Genomic DNA, 16,164 nt, shown 5'->3' with positions numbered 1-16,164 from the left:
GGAGCCGAGTAATGGAACTCCACGACGTCTGGTTCGTGCTCATCGCCGTCCTGTGGACCGGCTACTTCTTCCTGGAGGGGTTCGACTTCGGGATCGGCGTCCTCACCAAGCTGCTGGCCCGCAACCGCAAGGAACGCCGGGTACTGATCAACACCATCGGCCCGGTCTGGGACGGCAACGAGGTCTGGCTGCTCAGTGCCGGCGGAGCGACCTTCGCCGCGTTCCCCGAGTGGTACGCCACGCTGTTCTCCGGGTTCTATCTGCCGCTGCTCGTCATCCTGCTCTGCCTGATCGTGCGCGGTGTCGCCTTCGAGTACCGAGCGAAGCGGCCGGAGGAGAAGTGGCAGACCAACTGGGAGCACGCGATCTTCTGGGCCTCGCTGATTCCCGCCGTCCTGTGGGGCGTGGCCTTCGGCAACATCGTGCGCGGCGTGAAGATCGATGCGCAGATGGAGTACACGGGCAGCGTCGTGGACCTGCTCAACCCCTACGCGCTCCTCGGCGGACTGGTCACCCTCACCCTCTTCACCTTCCACGGCGCGGTGTTCGCCGGGTTGAAGACCGTGGGCGACATCCGGGCCCGCGCCCGCCTGCTGGCGCTGAAGCTGGGGGCCGTCACGGCGGTGGCCGCGCTCGCCTTCCTCATCTGGACCCAGGTCGACAACGGGGACGGCTGGAGCCTGGTCGCGATGATCGTCGCCGCGGTGGCGCTGGTCGGGGCGATCGCGATGATCGCGGCAGGACGGGAGGGCTGGTCCTTCGCGCTCTCCGGCGTGGCCATCGCGGCGGCGGTCGCGATGCTGTTCCTGACGCTCTTCCCGAACGTCATGCCGTCCTCGCTGAACGACAGCTGGAGCCTCACGGTCACCAACGCCTCGTCCAGCCCGTACACGCTCAAGATCATGACCTGGTGTGCCGGGATCGCCACTCCGGTCGTCCTGCTTTACCAGGGGTGGACGTACTGGGTGTTCCGCAAGCGGATCGGTACCCAGCACATCGCCGAGGCGCACTGACGCCATGCACGTCCTGACCGCGCCGAGCCGCATGGGGTGTTTCACGTGAAACCGATCGACCCGCGTCTGCTCCGTCATGCCCGCGCCACGCGCCTGTTCATGGTGGCGGTGGTGGTCCTCGGCATCGCCGGGGCGGCGCTGGTCATCGGTCAGGCCATGCTCGTCGCCGAGATCGTGGTGGGCGGTTTCGAGAAGGGGCTGACGGCCGGTGAGCTGCGCACCCCACTCCTTCTGCTCGCGGCGGTCGCGCTCGGGCGGGCCCTGGTCGCCTGGCTCACCGAGCTGGCCGCCCACCGCGCCGGTGCGTCGGTCAAGTCCGAACTGCGCGGGCGGCTGCTGGACCGGGCGGCCGAGCTGGGGCCGGACTGGCTGAGCGGGCAGCGCACCGGCTCACTGGTGACGCTGGCCACGCGGGGGATCGACGCGCTCGACGACTACTTCTCGCGCTATCTGCCGCAGCTCGGGCTCGCGGTGGTCGTGCCGGTGGCGGTGCTCGCCAGGATCGTGACCGAGGACTGGGTGTCGGCGGCGATCATCGTCGTCACCCTGCCGCTCATTCCGCTGTTCATGATCCTGATCGGCTGGGCGACCCAGTCGCGCATGGACCGTCAGTGGCGGCTGCTCTCCCGGCTCTCCGGCCACTTCCTCGATGTGGTGGCCGGGCTGCCGACACTGAAGGTGTTCGGCCGCGCCAAGGCTCAGGCCGAGTCCATCCGCAGGATCACCTCGCAGTACCGGCAGGCCACCCTGCGCACCCTGCGGATCGCCTTCCTCTCGTCCTTCGCCCTGGAACTCCTCGCCACGCTCTCGGTGGCCCTCGTCGCTGTCACCATCGGGATGCGACTGGTGCACGGCGAACTCGACCTCTACACCGGCCTGCTGGTTCTGATCCTGGCCCCCGAGGCCTATCTGCCCATCCGTCAGGTGGGAGCGCAGTTCCACGCCGCCGCCGAGGGGCTTTCGGCGGCCGAGGAGGTCTTCGCCGTCCTGGAGACGGAGCCCCGCGCGGGCGGTACGGGGGAGGTCCCCGGCTCGCTGCGGCTGGAGCTGGACGGGCTGACCGTCCGGCACGAGGGCCGCTCCGTACCGTCGCTCGCCCCCACCACGCTGACCGTCGAGGAGGGGGAGACGGTCGCCCTGGTCGGCCCCAGCGGGGTCGGCAAGACCACTCTGCTGAACGCGGTGCTGGGGTTCACCGCGCCCGACGAGGGCCGGGTCCGCATCGGCGGCACCGACCTCGCGGAGGTGTCCCTCGAACGCTGGCGGGAGCACATCGCCTGGGTGCCGCAGCGCCCGCACCTCTTCGCGGGCACCATCGCGGAGAACGTCAGGCTCGCCCGTCCGGCCGCCGACGACAGCGCGGTGACGGCCGCGCTGCGTGCCGCGGGGGCGTACGACTTCGTACGGGGGCTGCCGGACGGCGACCGCACCCTGCTCGGTGAGGACGGCGCCGGGCTCTCGGCAGGCCAGCGCCAGCGGATCGCGCTCGCCCGCGCCTTCCTGGCGGACCGGCCGGTGCTGCTGCTCGACGAGCCGACCGCGAGCCTGGACGGCGAGACGGAAGCGGGCATCGTCGAGGCCGTACGGAGGCTGGCCGAGGGCCGGACCGTTCTCCTGGTGGTGCACCGGCCGGCGCTGCTGTCGGTGGCGGACCGGGTGGTGACCCTGACCGCCCCGGCGCCCGAACCGGCACCGACGACCGTCCCCCGCCCCGTGAACGCGCCCGGCGATCTCGCCGCCGTCGAGCCGGAGCCCGTATCGGAGGCGTACGAGGAGCCGGCGCCCGCTCCCGGGGCCCCGGCACCGGACGCCGCCCGGCGGCACGTGCTGACACGGGTCCGGGAGGCGGCGGGTGCCCGCCGCGGCCGGTTCGGGCTCGCCCTGCTGCTGGGGAGCCTCGCCCTGGGGTCGGCGGTCGGGCTGATGGCGGTCTCCGGCTGGCTGATCTCCCGCGCCTCCGAACAGCCGCCCGTCCTTTATCTGATGGTCGCGGTGACGGCGACCCGTGCCTTCGGGATCGGCCGGGCGGTCTTCCGCTACGCCGAACGCCTCGTCTCGCACGACGCGGTCCTGCGCATGCTCGCCGAACTCCGCGTCGCCGTGTACCGCAGCCTGGAACGCATCGCGCCGGGCGGTCTGCGCGGCGCCCGGCGCGGGGACCTGCTCTCGCGGCTGGTCGCGGACGTGGACGCGCTGCAGGACTACTGGCTGCGGTGGCTGCTGCCCGCCGGCACCGCCGTCCTCGTGGGCGCCGCGACCGTGGGCTTCACCGGCTGGCTGCTTCCCGAGGCGGGCGTCGTCCTGGCCGTGGGGCTGCTCCTGGCGGGCGTCGGGGTTCCCCTGCTCAGCGGCGCCTGTGCCCGCCGGGTGGAACGGCTGCTGGCGCCCGCGCGCGCCGACCTGGCCACCCGGATCACCGATCTGCTGGGCGGAACGGCCGAGCTGACCGTAGCGGGCGCTCTGCCGGGCCGCACGGCCAGGACCCGCGCCGCCGACGCCGTCCTCACCCGGATCGCCTCCCGCGCGGCGACGGCGACCGCGCTCGGCGGCGGACTCATCGCCCTGGTCTCGGGCCTCACCGTGGCCGCCGCCGCCCTGGTCGCCCTGCCCGCGGTGGCGGACGGCCGGCTGGCCGGCGTGGAACTCGCGGCCGTCGTCCTCACCCCACTGGCCGCATTCGAGGCCGTGACCGGTCTGCCGCTCGCTGCCCAGTACCGGCAGCGGGTCAGGCGGAGCGCGGAGCGCGTGTACGAGGTGCTGGACGCCCCCGTGCCTGTACGGGAGCCGGAGACTCCGGTGCCGGCGCCGGACAGCCCCTTCCCGCTGGAGGTCCGCGGGCTCGCCGCCCGCTACCCCGGCACCGCCCGCGATGCGCTCACCGGGGTCGATCTCCGGCTGGACGCGGGCCGCCGCATCGCCGTCGTGGGGCCTTCCGGGTCCGGCAAGACGACCCTGGCCATGGTGCTCCTGCGCTTCCTCGACGCAGGCGCGGGCAGCTACCGGATCGGCGGGGTGGATGCCTCGGCGCTGGACGGGGACACCGTCCGGCGGTTCGTCGGGCTGTGCGCCCAGGACGCCCACATCTTCGACAGCTCGCTCCGGGAGAACCTGCGGCTCGCCCGCCCCGGCGCCACCGAACCGGAACTCCGCAGCGCCCTGGCCGGGGCCTGCCTGCTCGACTGGGCGGACGCGCTGCCGGAGGGGCTGGACACCCTCGTCGGCGAGCACGGCGCCCGCCTCTCCGGGGGACAGCGCCAGCGGCTCGCCCTGGCCAGGGCCCTGCTCGCCGACTTCCCGGTCCTCGTGCTGGACGAGCCCGCCGAGCACCTCGACCTGCCCACCGCGGACGCCCTGACGGCGGACCTGCTGGCGGCGACGGCGGGGCGTACGACGGTCCTGATCACCCACCGCCTCGCCGGTCTCGAAGCGGTGGACGAGGTCGTGGTCCTGGAGGAGGGCGCGATCGCGCAGCGGGGCCCGTACGACGTGCTGGCGGCGGTGGACGGACCGCTGCGCCGCATGCTGGCGCGGGAACGCGAGAGCACTGGGGCGCCGGGCATGGCCATCGGCGCGTGCTCCTGAGCGAGGCCGGCCTCCGTAAGTCTTCTGGGGACCGGCTTCCGACTTTCCTCACCAAATGGGACTAATTACGCTCTGGGTATGGCACAGGAGGAGCCCGACCACGCGGAGCCCCCCGTTCACGCGGAACCTCCCGACCACGGGGAAGCACCGGTGGACGCGGCGGAGACGGCCGAGGTGACCCGGAGCCTGCGCGGGCTGTCCACCGAGCTGACCGCCCGTGTGCCGCGCCTGCTGGAAGCCATGCGTTCGGTGGGCACCGGCCTCGAACTGCACTCCACGCTCGACCGGATCTGCGAGACGGCGGCCGAACTGGCCCATGCCCGCTACGCCGCGATCGGCGTGGTGGATGCGGAGGGCGAAGGGCTCTCCGACTTCGTCACCCACGGCGTTTCCGACTCGGTGGCGCGCGAGATCGGCCACAGGCCGGACGGCCACCGGGGTCTGCTCGGCGCCCTCATCCACGATCCCCGGCCCCTGCGCCTCGCGGACCTGACCACCGATCCGAGGTTCGCCGGCTTTCCGCCGGGCCATCCCGAGATGCGGACCTTCCTGGGCGTGCCGATCAGGGTGCAGGGGGAGATCTTCGGCAATCTCTATCTCGCCGAGAAGGACGGCGGCGGCGAGTTCAGCGACTACGACCTGCATCTGGTGCGCGTTCTGGCGACGGAGGCCGGGATCGCCATCGGCAACGCCCGGCTGTACGAGGCCGCCCGGCAGCGCGAGCGGTGGATCGACGGCTCGGTGGCCGTGACGACCGCCCTCCTGTCCGGCGGGGACGCCGACGACGCGCTCACGGTGGTCGCCGAGCAGGCCCGCCGCCTCGCGGGGGCAGCGGCGGGGATCGTGCTGCTGCCCGCTGCGGACGGCGGCCTGGAGATCGTCGCGGTGTCGGCGGACGACCCGACCGACTCGCTCGGCGTGATCATCCCGGCGCAGAGCCCGGTGGTGGGGATGCTCCTGGGCGGTGAGGCGGTCTTCGTGGACGACTCGGCCACCGACACCCGCATGATCACCCGGCTCGCGGACCCCTTCGGGCCGAACATGCTGCTCCCGCTGCACAGCGGAGGCCGGGTGCTCGGCGCGCTCGCCACACCCCGCGCCAGAGGGGCCCGGCCCTTCACGGAGACGGAACGGACGCTGGCCACGCAGTTCGCCTCGCAGGCCGCGCTCGCCCTGATGATGGCCGAGGCGCAGCGCGACCGCGAGCGCCTCGCGGTGTACGAGGACCGCGACCGGATCGCCCGTGACCTGCACGATCTGGTCATCCAGCGGCTGTTCGCGACCGGGATGATGCTGGAGAGTGCCCAGCGGCGGTCGGACGTGCCGGAGGTGCAGACCGGCGTCGGCCGGGCGGTCGACGAGCTGGACGTGACCATTCAGGAGATCCGGACCGCGATCTTCGCGCTCCAGCAGGAGCCGGCCGAGGCGCCGTCCGGGCTGCGCACGCGGGTGCTGCGCGAGATCAACATGGCGGCCGTGCCGCTGGGCTTCAAGCCGTCCCACCGCTTCGTCGGGGCGGTCGATTCCCTGGTCAGCGAGCTGACCGGCAAGAACCTGATCGCGGCGCTGCGGGAGGCGCTGTCCAACGCGTTCCGGCACGCGGGAGCGGCGCGTATCGAGGTGGTCGTCGACGCGACCGTCACGCTGGACGACGGGCGGGGCGCCGTACGGCTTGCGGTCGCCGACGACGGGGTGGGCATGCCGGAGGGCGGGCGGCGCAGCGGACTGCGCAATCTGGCCCGGCGGGCGGAGTCGCTGGGCGGGGCCAGCTGGTTCGGACCGGGGATCGGGGAGGACGGAGGCGGCACGACGGTGGTGTGGCAGGCCCCGCTCTGAGGAGGCCCCGCTCAGAGAGGCTCCGGTCCGAGGGGGCCGTGTTCTGAGGGGGTTCTGCTCAGAGGGGCCCGCTTCGAGGAGGCCGTGTTCCGTCGCCGCGGACTGCTCTCAGCTCTCCGTGAGGTTCCCCGCGCGTTCGGCCAGGATGCGTTCGATGACGACGGCCACGCCGTCCTCGTTGTTGGTGGCGGTACGGCCGGAGGCCGCCGCCCGGGCGGCCGGGTGGGCGTTGCCCATCGCGTACGAACGTCCGGCCCAGCTCAGCATCTCCACGTCGTTGGGCATGTCGCCGAAGGCCACGACCTCGGCGGCCGCGATGCCGCGTTCGGCGCAGCACAGCTCCAGGGTGCTGGCCTTGGAGACGCCGGCTCCGCTGATCTCGATGAGCGCGGTGGGGCTGGACCGGGTGAAGGTGGCCCGTTCCCCGGCAGCCGCACGGGCCAGGGAGAGGAACGCGTCCGGGTCGAGTTCGCCGTGCCGGGCCAGCAGCTTCAGCACGGGCGCGCCGGCGCCCACGGCCCCCTCCTGCAGCAGCTTCTCGGCGGCCGCGACGGTGGCGCCGGGGTCGAGGTAGAAGGGCGGGTAGGCGGGCTCGTAGTGGATGCCGGTGGTCAGCTCGACGGCGAACGAGGTGCCGGGAGCGGCGGCCCGCAGGGTGTGGACGACGTCCAGGGCCGTCGCCCGCTCCAGGCCCCGCACCTTCAGCAGGCGTCCGCCCGCGTGCAGATCGGCCACGGCGGCGCCGTTGGCGCAGATCGCCAGACCGTGGCCGTGGACGTGGTCGCTGACGACGTCCATCCAGCGGGCCGGGCGTCCGGTGACGAAGAAGACCTCGATCCCCGCTGCCTCGGCGGCGGCAAGGGCCCGGACCGTGCGGTCCGAGACGGTCTTGTCATCGCGCAGAAGGGTGCCGTCCAGATCCGTGGCGATCAGCCGGGGAGCGGCAGGAGCGGACTGTTCGATAACGGTGGTCACCCGTACATTCTCGCGTACACAGTCGCACGGTCGTGCGGAGGGGCGCACATTTGAGAGCACACGTCCCTGACCTGGCGAACATTCCAGATGCATATGACAGCGTCCGTCAGGGGAGGGCGCTTGGGAGCCGGTAAGTGCGTCCGTCGCTGCGACACCACCGTCCGTGCCCGCCCTGTCGGCGCGGCGGCTCCGCTCCCTCGTAGGGTCGCCCCATGCGACTGAGCACCGTGATTCTGCCGATCCACCGCTGGAACCAGGGAGGCCGCGAGCGCTGGCGGCACGCCGAGGAGCTGGGCTTCCACGCCGCCTACACCTATGACCACCTGTCCTGGCGGGCCTTCCGGGACGGCCCGTGGTTCGGCGCACTGCCCACACTGACCGCCGCCGCTGCCGCCACCGAACGCCTCCGCCTCGGCACGCTCGTCACCTCAGTCAAGCCTCGTTCACCTATCGCAGCCTGACCTGCGGCAACAGTCCCTACGGGGCGCGTGCACCCACCCTTTGAAAGCACGGGTTTAGGGAAGGTCGACGTCGAATCCTTGCGGGGTCGGTAGGGTCCTGAAGCCAAGAGTCTCGACGGCGAGCTTCAGCTTTCCTCTCCCCTTCTCCCTGCGGAACTTGTTGTAGGCATCCATCCCGAACAGGGTCTGCAACGCTTTGCCCAACTCCAACGAGGTCAGGCGGCGTTCCTCCCCGCGGGCTTGCTTCAGAAGATCGTGAATGGCTCGCTGGAAGTCCTCAGCCCCTCCGGGGCCGCGCTGACGGGCGGCGAGCGAACGCAGCACCGCCGGATCGACCCGATAGGGATCGGGACCGGCAGGCACCATGGGCACAGACTCTGACTCATCCGGCTGCGGTTCAGGTTCCGGATTAGGCATCGACGCTCCATCCGCAGGGGCGAGGACTGACTGGTTGACCGCACTCGACGTGGCCAAGGGCGCGGATACCTTGGGTGGCTCCGCGTTGATCAGCGCGTCAGGCGTCTCTCCGGGAAGCGTAGGTTCCCAGGCTCGGAGTCCCTCGTAGCTGAAACCGAGGTAGAACTCGACGGACTCATTGACGCCACTGGTCTGCCGGAACCGATTTCGGGGAGTGAAGAAGGCCGACAACTGACCTCCAGTGATCCTCAGTCGTCCGGATTGAGGACTCTTGATCTCCTCGATGATCCCGCTGACGCGTACCAGCTCCTGCGGGTGACTCCAGAAGCCCGAAGGCCCGTGGCGCTGCCGGCCCATTTCGCTGAAGTGCACCAGCGGATGCGGGCGTGTGCTGCCACCGAGCCACTCAAAGCTCCACTGCCTTCGGTGCTGACGGCTCAGACGCTTGCATTCCTCCAGGTAGTAGCGGACACGCTCCTCGTCCTGCGCGTCCCCCCGCCGCCAGATGAGGAAGTGCAGGATATAGAGATAGTAGTTCGCGTCGAGGCTGTTGTGCTCGGAGGCGAACCACGCGAGCCGCTCAAGGGTGTGAGTCTCGGAGTATTCGGGGAGCCTACGGTAGGACTGGAACCACAACCGCAGGTCGGCGTCGGTGGCCTGGCCACTATTAACCGGCCCTTCCGCCATCTCAGCAATGGTCCGCGCTTGCTCCTCGGTCAGCTGCGACCAGTCCCGCCCGGCCTTCGCGTACAGGGTCCGGGCGATGGTCAGGTCTACGTCGGGGCTGTCGCCGCGACGGCGCAGCTCCTGCCACTGCTCGACCAGCCGTTCGACGTCTCCGTAGAGCACGGTCAGCCGTTGATCGAGCCGTCGATAGTACTTGCCTTCGGCATTGATGTTGCGGAGATTGTCTAGCAGCTCCTCGGCCCGCCCGATCTGCTCGGTCACCCATACGGCCGTGGGGTCATCGCCCTCCATGAACTCTGCAAGGCTCTCCTCGCCCGAGGCTTGCCTGAGGCGTTCCACAACGGTCGCGATCAGCTGGATGGGGGTGGACCACGTGTAGTCCGTGTTCTTGTACTTACCGGCGTCGGTGAAGGCTTCCATCGCTCGGTCGAACAGCGGCTCGACGGACGCGAGCAGCTCTTCCGGCGTGTGGCGTTCGCCGTCCCGGAGCAGCTGGTTGAGCTTGTTCTCGATCCAGAACCGGCGAACCATCCCCAGAGTGTGCAGATGGGTGGCGTCTCGGCCATGGGACTTCTCCACAGCCTTGAGTACAAAGCTCTCGGCTCGGCCGAAGTCCGCCTTGACCTTGTAAATGTCGTATCGGCCCCGATGGTTCCAGAAGTGCGCGTTGTTCGGGCACTGAGTGGTGAGTACCTCGAATACCTCCGCGCCGGCCTCCACGGACATGGCCTCAATCAGTTCCGAGAAGTTGTCCGACCTACCGTCCGTGGACGAGTTGGTGCGCCGGATGAACAGCTCGTTCAGCAGGTGCTTCGTCGTTCTGTTCTCGGGACCGAGCAGCGCTGTCGTCTTCCTGATGAAGTCCACTGAGATGTTGCCGAGGCTGTAGCGCTCTCCATCAACTTCGCCCATCAGGACGCGCTCCGCGATGAGAGGGTGCAGCAGCCTCAGGGCACCTCGCTCCGTAACCACCAGGTGGCGCAGGTCTGGGCCAAGGAGTTCGCTGAGCTCAGCGTCGGTCAGAGGTGAGTAGACAGGCCGTTCGCGCCCCAGCCATGCCTCGACCATGACGATCGGTAGGCCGAGTTCCTGCCCGTATCGGGTGAGCAGCGCCAGATGACGGGCGAGCTCCCTTTGCTCCCGGGTCAGTCCAGCGAAATGGTTGTGCACATACGAAGCGATGCCTTCGAACTGATCCTCGTACACACACAAGCCGAAGAAGAACGGCGAGAGCTTCTGTGCGGCCACAACATCGGTGGCTCCCTCGGCCAAGCCATCCAGGAGCCGGCGCGCCCGATCGGTTTCCGCGCGCTCCTTGAATGTCTTAAGGAAACGTTCCCGTTCCGGGCCCTGCAGCGGGTCGAGCAGCTTGTGCCCGTTGCCGCTGTCGCCCACGTTCGTGCGATTCACCCACAGCAGCACGGCGCGGGTGTTCCGCTGTGCCAGGGAATGGACCAGTTCGTCGAGGTCGTAGTCTGGAAGTATTGCCGACTCCGCAACCACGAGTGCGGGATGTCCAGTCTCCTGATAGATCTCGTCGATGCGATCTGCCGTGGTCTCCGAGTAGTTGCGCAGAAGCACGGTCGGATAGGTGCGGTGCAAGTCCCAAGCCACGCGACGAGACAGTGTCGTGCCGCCAGCTCCCGGGGAATGGTCGAGATGGACGATGGCTAGCTGGTGGTCACTGAGACGCTGGTTGATTTCCTTCCACAGGCCGGGGTAGGCGTCTCGTGAGACGTCGACCGGTACTTCCAGTTCCTGCCAGGACGGCGGTCGACCACGCCAGAACTCATCCGTCAGCTGCTGGGCGGACTCTCTGTCGGAAAGGAGCTCGGAGTGCAGTACTTCCAAGTCGACCGAGAGCCGGTGCAGATCTGACCAGTTGAGCGTCCAGCGTCGCCCGTTGATTCCGGGCAATGAAGGTGTCGAGGCACTCCCGTCTGGTGGCAATGACTCGGCGACCACGGTGAGGAACGCTTCGATGTCGATCCCGTTGATGGCGGGGGCCTGCGCCAGATCGAGACGCTCGGCGAGGCCGTCGTACTTCTCGTCGATGTAGTCGATCACACGCCCGATCTCCCGGTCACGCCGCCCGGAGCGCAGGACCAGGACGGCTGCGGACTGATGCGGGGTACCAGCGTGTGTCTCGTCGACCAACTGCCGCACGCGCTGCAGGTAACCCCGCCGCCGCCACTGGTCGTCGGAGTCTGCGGTCGGCTCGTCGTGCGTAGTCCAGCCGTTCGCCATCAGCCAGTTCGTGGCGTTATCCGGCGGGACCGGTACTCGGTTGCTGCCGAAGACACTGACGTGTCGTCGTTCCGCGAGCTCCGGAACGACGACACGGGACAGGCCGTTGCTGTCGCTGTCTGGATCGAGATCGATCACCGTCGCCCAGCCGCAGTGCGCGAGCGCGGCCAGTTCGCGTGTGGCGGCCACGCCGTCGGCGACGAGATAGAGGTCCATGGCCCCGTGTGTCTGCCGAAACGGCTTCCAGCGACGCAGGGCTTCCTGCGCAGTGACCGGGGTGGCACTTGCGCTGGTGGCCAGGCCGACGGCTCCAACCCGCTCCTCCTTTGCGATGTTGACCCACACCTCCGGGTGACGCTCGCGCAGGAGAAGGCGGGCTGCCCAACCCGCGCTGGCTAGAGCGGCGCGACGCTGGGACATGTCGTCGAGAGGCTTGGCAGCCCAGTTGAGGCCCGCGGCGATCCGGGCCATGAGCATCTGCTGCCGCCAGACGTCCACCCGCTTCTGCTCGCGCGCGGTCAGTACGCTCTCAGTCTCACGGCGGATTCGACGGAGTAGGTTGACGAGCCCGGAGTCGTTGAAGTCCAGTTCGACAGGGACCGTCACGCCCTCTTCGTCAAGCCGGGCGAGCAGGGGCAGCACCCGGCCGCTCGTGGACGCGCCCAGTCCGAACAGCAGCGCGGACAGCTCCAGGTACGCATGGTCGTACAGGAGCGGTGTGGGTGTGTCCCAGTTGACGTCGATCAGCCAGTAGGTGAGGTCCCGGGTTAGGCGGGAGCCCCGGACCAGGACATTGCGCAAGTGGAGATCGCCGTGGGTCGGTCCGCGGAAGCACGCCAGGTCACGGCCGGACAAGCCGAGGTCGAGGTCCAGTAGGACGAGAGGATCCGGCAGGAGTTCGCCCTCGTGACGAAAGACGCGACCCGTCCCATGAAGTTGGTTGAAGACCTCACGGACGCGGGAGCCGCGCTGGTTGTCAGGGAAGTCGCCTCCAAGCCATTCGCGCAGCACTGTGGCCACTGTGCCCTGGTAGTTCGGCGGGCCTGCGACGGCAAGTTGAGCACTCAGTAGTTCCCGGGATGCCCGGGCAAGGATCTCCTCGCGGTCCTCTGCATCGACATAGTCGGCCGAGCGCAACCGGTTGAGACTGAACCCTGCGATGTCGTAGATGTCGACGCTAGTGCCGGGTCCCTGGAGCGACTGAACTAGTTGCGGAACACGGGTCTGCCCAAACTCGCCAAGGCCCGTGGTGAAGGCATTGTGGGCTGCAGCCTGGAGTCGGCCGGTGGAGAACCCCACCTTCAAGATGTGCTGGCCACTTGGGACGCCGTCAGAGCCGCGACCCGGCTCATGGCCAATGTCGCACAGCATCACCCGGGCATCGGTGTAACCGCCCGCAAGCGACTTAACGATCTCTACGGAAGTACTGGCAGGTAAGTCGTTCCGCAGCAGGGCCAGTCCGGACTCCAGCAGGTCACGACCGGCTCCCTCGTCGCTGTTCGCTGCCTTGCGGTTCATGGCCGAAGCCTACAGATGCAGACCACCCAGCACACCAAGAGTGGCACCATTTCCCACAAGAACTGTCCCCAGCGCAGGGAGTCTTCGACGACCTCCTGCTTCAGGGAGCCACAACGGACGACCGGCCGGGCCGCCGGGAGCGACTCTGAGTCGCTCCCGGAGGGCGGTCATGGCAACAAGGAGTCATTGGTGGAGGCACTGATCACTGCTGTCATTGGCGTATGCGGCACACTCTGCGCGACATGGTTGACCCAGCGCAGTGGAGCACGAGCGCTGGCTGCGGAGCGGCTAAACACCGAGAGGCTTCGCCAGATTGAGGAGAGCACCCGAAAGGAGGAGCGCATCCTTGATCTGCGCCGTACAAGCTACGTCGCCCTGAACCAGTCTGCGCGCCGCTACTTCGGCGCGATCAACGATGGACTTCACCAGTTGCTGGCTGAGCGGGATGCGTCGGAGCTGGACGCGCAGGTTGCCGAGCTGGATGAGGTGCGCGTCCAGTACCGCGCTTGCTATGCGGAGGCGCAGATGGTCGTCCCCGACACCGTCCTGACCGTCGCCTCCACCGTCAATCGTGAGTTGAACCAGGCGTATGGGATTCTCAAGCGCCTTCGTAGTCGCACGCCGCGCGAACAGGACAACTCGGAGCAGATCCGTATGCATCTGGACGCCACCCGTGGGCTCCTGCACGATCTCCGCCATGAAATGCGCTCAGACCTCGGGGTCACGCACCTTCCGCGTTCAGGGGGAGAGGGAACTCCGGCCGGGCTACCGAATGGTTCTTGAGGTACCACTCTGAGTAGTGCCGCCGTTCAGCCGAGCTGGGTAAGGGCCTCCGTGGCGATCTTGTCGAAGACGGCCTGGTTGGCGGCGAAGTCGGAGCCCGCGATCGGCCAGTGGATCACGATCTCCGTGAAGCCGAGCTCCTGGTGGCGGCCGGCAAAGTCGACGAAGGCGTCCACGGACTCCAGCGGTCGGCCCCGGTCCGGGGTGAAGCCGGTGAGCAGGATCTTGTCCAGCCCGGCCACCTCCCGGTCAGCGTCCGCGCACGCCTTGCCGAGCCGCTCGACCTGGCCGCGCAGCGCCTCCACCGACTGCTCCGGGGTGCCCGTCTCGTACAGCTTCGGGTCGCCGGTCGTCACCCATGCTTGCCCGTGGCAGGCAGCCAGCTTCAGGCCACGTGGGCCGGTCGCCGCCACCGCGAACGGCAGCCGGGGGCGTTCCACGCAGCCGGGGATGTTGCGGGCCTCGTCGGCCGAGTAGAAGCTGCCGCTCTCCGTCACCGCGTCCTCGGTGAGCAGCCGGTCGAGCAGCGGCACGAACTCGGCGAAGCGGTCGGCCCGCTCCTTCGGCGTCCACGCCTCCTGGCCGAGCGCGGTGGCGTCGAAGCCGTTGCCGCCGGCCCCGATGCCGAGGGTGACCCGCCCGCCGGAGATGTCGTCGAGCGAGATGAGCTCCTTGGCGAGCGTCACTGGATGCCTGAAATTAGGCGACGTGACGAGGGTCCCCAGGCGCAGGCGGTCCGTGGCCGTGGCGGCGGCGGTAAGGGTGGGCAGGGCGCCGAACCAGGGGCCGTCGCGGAAGGTCCGCCAGGAGAGGTGGTCGTACGTGTACGCGGCGTGGAAGCCGAGTTCCTCGGCGCGCTGCCACTTCGCGCGGCCTCCCTCGTGCCAGCGGTCGACGGGAAGGATCACGGTGCTCAGGCGCAGGCTCATGCCACCGAGCCTACGTCGGACCCAGGGGTGTTCCCGTGCGACTCCGGAGCGTGACGCCTTCACGCTGCGGCGATCCGGTCTGGTGCGAGGTGGGCGGCACCCGCCGGAGCCGTCTCAGTGTGGCGGCCGGGCCCGCCGATCACCCTGGTGCCGGCTCATTGCGCAGCGGTGACCGACCATCCATAGCGGGAGAAGGACGGGCCTTCGTCCTGGTACGCCGTCAGGGCCTGCGTGGAGGTCGGGAACGCGGGGGTGTGCAGGCCGCTCGCGGCGACCCACTCGGCCGTCAGGTGCTTGTCCGGCTCGGTGTTGGTCAGCTCACCGGCCCACGTGTCGGTGGCGAAGACGAACAGGACGAACTGCCCGGCCTGGTCCCAGCCCTGTTCGACGTGGATGACGTGGACGAGGGCGAGATCCGCCGGGTCGACGAGCAGGCCGGTCTCCTCCTTGAGTTCGCGGGCGGCGGCCTCGTCGAGGGCTTCGCCGGGTTCGGCCTTGCCACCGGGGAGGGTCCAGGCTGGCTGCGGGGACCAGTTGCGGGCTCCGTAGAGCACGGCGGCGATCGTGTCGGCGTCCTTGTCGTGGACGATCACGCAGACTGCGTTGCGGCTGTTCATCACGCTGGTGTTGATCACGTGCCCACTCCTCGTCGACGTGCCGGAAGGTGTCGGTGGTCCTGGCGCGCGGCTCGGACTGGCCGAGCCGCTTGGAACATGGAGGTGCTGCTCAGCGCCCGAGCGTGAGGCCGTCGGCGTTGGTGCGGGAGAAGACCAGGTCGGTCATGTCCTTCGGGGTTTCGTTGCACCGGGCGGGCGGCTGCGGTCGGCGCATGGCTCGGGGGTAGGTGGCCGGGTCGTAGTCGTTGGTGAGCGTGTACGCGTACAAGCCGTGTTCGCGCAGGGTGTCGATGATGTCGGCGGCGCTCTCGCCCTGCTTGGCCAGGAGTCTGGGGGTGACTTCCACGACGAGTTCCGCATCGTCGCGCAGGTGCGCGAGCGCGGGCAGCAGCCCTCGGATGGCTGCTGCCTCGGCGCCTTCGACGTCGATCTTGATGACGCGGGTGGTGGCGAGCTCAGGCCGGCTGATCAGGTCGGCCAGGGGTGCGGTCGGCACGTCGAAGGCCGTGTGTACGTGGCGGGGCCGGACGGCGGTGGTGTGGCCGAGGTTGGCGGGGTCCTCCAGGTAGAGGGTCAGGGTGCCGTGGGTGTCGGAGGCGGCGGAGCGGACGGCCCGGATGTTGGTGCGGTGGTTGGCGGTGGCCGCGGCGGTCAGGTCGTTGTGGAACTGCGGGGAGGGCTCAATGGTGACGACGCGGCCGTGGGGGCCGACGGCGTGGGAGGCCAATAGGCTGAAGGCGCCGCGGTGGGCTCCGACGTCGATGAAGGTGTCCCCAGGGCGGAGCCGGTCGCGCAGGAAGGCGCTCAGGTTCGGCTCCCACTCGCCGAACAGGTACTGGTAGCGCTGGATGACGTCGCTGGTGGTGACGCCGACCTTGTCGCCGGACCGCAGCCGGACGGTGGTGCGGACGGGGTGGGTGCGCAGGTGCTCGTCGAGGAAGCTGCCGACGAGCCGGGCCTTGCCCACGCTGCCGGGGGCGTGGCGGACGTAGGCCCGTAGCGCGCGGGCGAGTGCGGAGGCGGACACGGGCGGCTCCTTCGGGTGGTGGTGAGGAGGAACGGGGTCCTGGGCTTGCCGGCGGTGGCAGACTGGCCAAGG

9 protein-coding genes and 1 pseudogene are annotated in these 16,164 nt (G+C 69.4%); 5 read left to right on the top strand and 5 right to left on the bottom strand.

The window, feature by feature from the left end; translation table 11 throughout:
* Positions 1-11: 11 nt before the first annotated feature.
* The 3 genes from cydB to DNK56_RS00430 all read left to right on the top strand — a co-directional run bounded on the left by cydB (position 12) and on the right by DNK56_RS00430 (position 6,431).
* On the top strand, positions 12-1,013 hold the full coding sequence (gene cydB / locus DNK56_RS00440; protein ID WP_111329594.1) for a cytochrome d ubiquinol oxidase subunit II: 1,002 nt from the start codon (positions 12-14) through the stop codon (positions 1,011-1,013).
* Positions 1,014-1,058: 45 nt separating this feature from the next.
* Positions 1,059-4,595 carry a thiol reductant ABC exporter subunit CydD gene (gene cydD / locus DNK56_RS00435; protein ID WP_111329592.1) on the top strand — a complete coding sequence of 1,179 codons (3,537 nt, stop codon included), beginning with the start codon at positions 1,059-1,061 and terminating at the stop codon, positions 4,593-4,595.
* Positions 4,596-4,673: 78 nt separating this feature from the next.
* On the top strand, positions 4,674-6,431 hold the full coding sequence (locus DNK56_RS00430; RefSeq protein ID WP_111329590.1) for a GAF domain-containing sensor histidine kinase: 1,758 nt from the start codon (positions 4,674-4,676) through the stop codon (positions 6,429-6,431).
* 108 nt (positions 6,432-6,539) lie between these two features.
* On the opposite strand, the gene DNK56_RS00425 is transcribed toward DNK56_RS00430, so the two are convergent.
* On the bottom strand, positions 6,540-7,406 hold the full coding sequence (locus DNK56_RS00425; protein WP_111329588.1) for a Cof-type HAD-IIB family hydrolase: 867 nt from the start codon (positions 7,404-7,406) through the stop codon (positions 6,540-6,542).
* 212 nt (positions 7,407-7,618) lie between these two features.
* Between DNK56_RS00425 and DNK56_RS00420 the strand changes: the two are divergent.
* Positions 7,619-7,858 (top strand): annotated as a pseudogene (locus DNK56_RS00420) (LLM class flavin-dependent oxidoreductase); the annotation flags it as partial.
* 63 nt (positions 7,859-7,921) lie between these two features.
* On the opposite strand, the gene DNK56_RS00415 reads toward DNK56_RS00420, so the two are convergent.
* Positions 7,922-12,736, bottom strand: a complete 4,815-nt coding sequence (locus tag DNK56_RS00415; RefSeq protein ID WP_146610456.1) for a P-loop NTPase — start codon at positions 12,734-12,736, stop codon at positions 7,922-7,924.
* A 189-nt stretch (positions 12,737-12,925) separates the two neighbouring features.
* Between DNK56_RS00415 and DNK56_RS00410 the strand changes: the two genes are divergently transcribed.
* Positions 12,926-13,519: a hypothetical protein gene (locus DNK56_RS00410; RefSeq protein WP_111415612.1), complete on the top strand. Its 594-nt coding sequence runs from the start codon at positions 12,926-12,928 to the stop codon at positions 13,517-13,519.
* Positions 13,520-13,545: 26 nt separating this feature from the next.
* Here the strand turns inward: DNK56_RS00410 and DNK56_RS00405 are convergent, their stop codons facing one another.
* The 3 genes from DNK56_RS00405 to DNK56_RS00395 all read right to left on the bottom strand — a co-directional run bounded on the left by DNK56_RS00405 (position 13,546) and on the right by DNK56_RS00395 (position 16,092).
* Positions 13,546-14,448, bottom strand: coding sequence for an LLM class flavin-dependent oxidoreductase (locus tag DNK56_RS00405; RefSeq protein ID WP_111329580.1), 903 nt, complete (start codon positions 14,446-14,448; stop codon positions 13,546-13,548).
* A 155-nt stretch (positions 14,449-14,603) separates the two neighbouring features.
* Positions 14,604-15,083, bottom strand: a complete 480-nt coding sequence (locus DNK56_RS00400) for an NUDIX domain-containing protein (protein WP_111329578.1) — start codon at positions 15,081-15,083, stop codon at positions 14,604-14,606.
* Positions 15,084-15,174: 91 nt separating this feature from the next.
* A complete protein-coding gene (locus DNK56_RS00395) occupies positions 15,175-16,092 on the bottom strand; it encodes an FkbM family methyltransferase (RefSeq protein WP_111329575.1) in 918 nt (305 codons plus the stop codon).
* Positions 16,093-16,164: the final 72 nt, after the last annotated feature.

The organism is Streptomyces sp. AC1-42W (assembly GCF_003248355.1).
In the GTDB taxonomy this organism is placed as follows: domain Bacteria; phylum Actinomycetota; class Actinomycetes; order Streptomycetales; family Streptomycetaceae; genus Streptomyces.
Note: the sequence above shows the minus strand (reverse complement) of the source record. Positions and strands in the feature narration are given on the sequence as shown.

Coding starts and splice junctions, on each gene's coding strand:
- cydB (WP_111329594.1), top strand. CDS start 12: ATGGAACTCCACGACGTCTGGTTCGTGCTCATCGCCGTCCTGTGGACC.
- DNK56_RS00430 (WP_111329590.1), top strand. CDS start 4,674: ATGGCACAGGAGGAGCCCGACCACGCGGAGCCCCCCGTTCACGCGGAA.
- DNK56_RS00415 (WP_146610456.1), bottom strand. CDS start 12,736: ATGAACCGCAAGGCAGCGAACAGCGACGAGGGAGCCGGTCGTGACCTG.
- DNK56_RS00405 (WP_111329580.1), bottom strand. CDS start 14,448: ATGAGCCTGCGCCTGAGCACCGTGATCCTTCCCGTCGACCGCTGGCAC.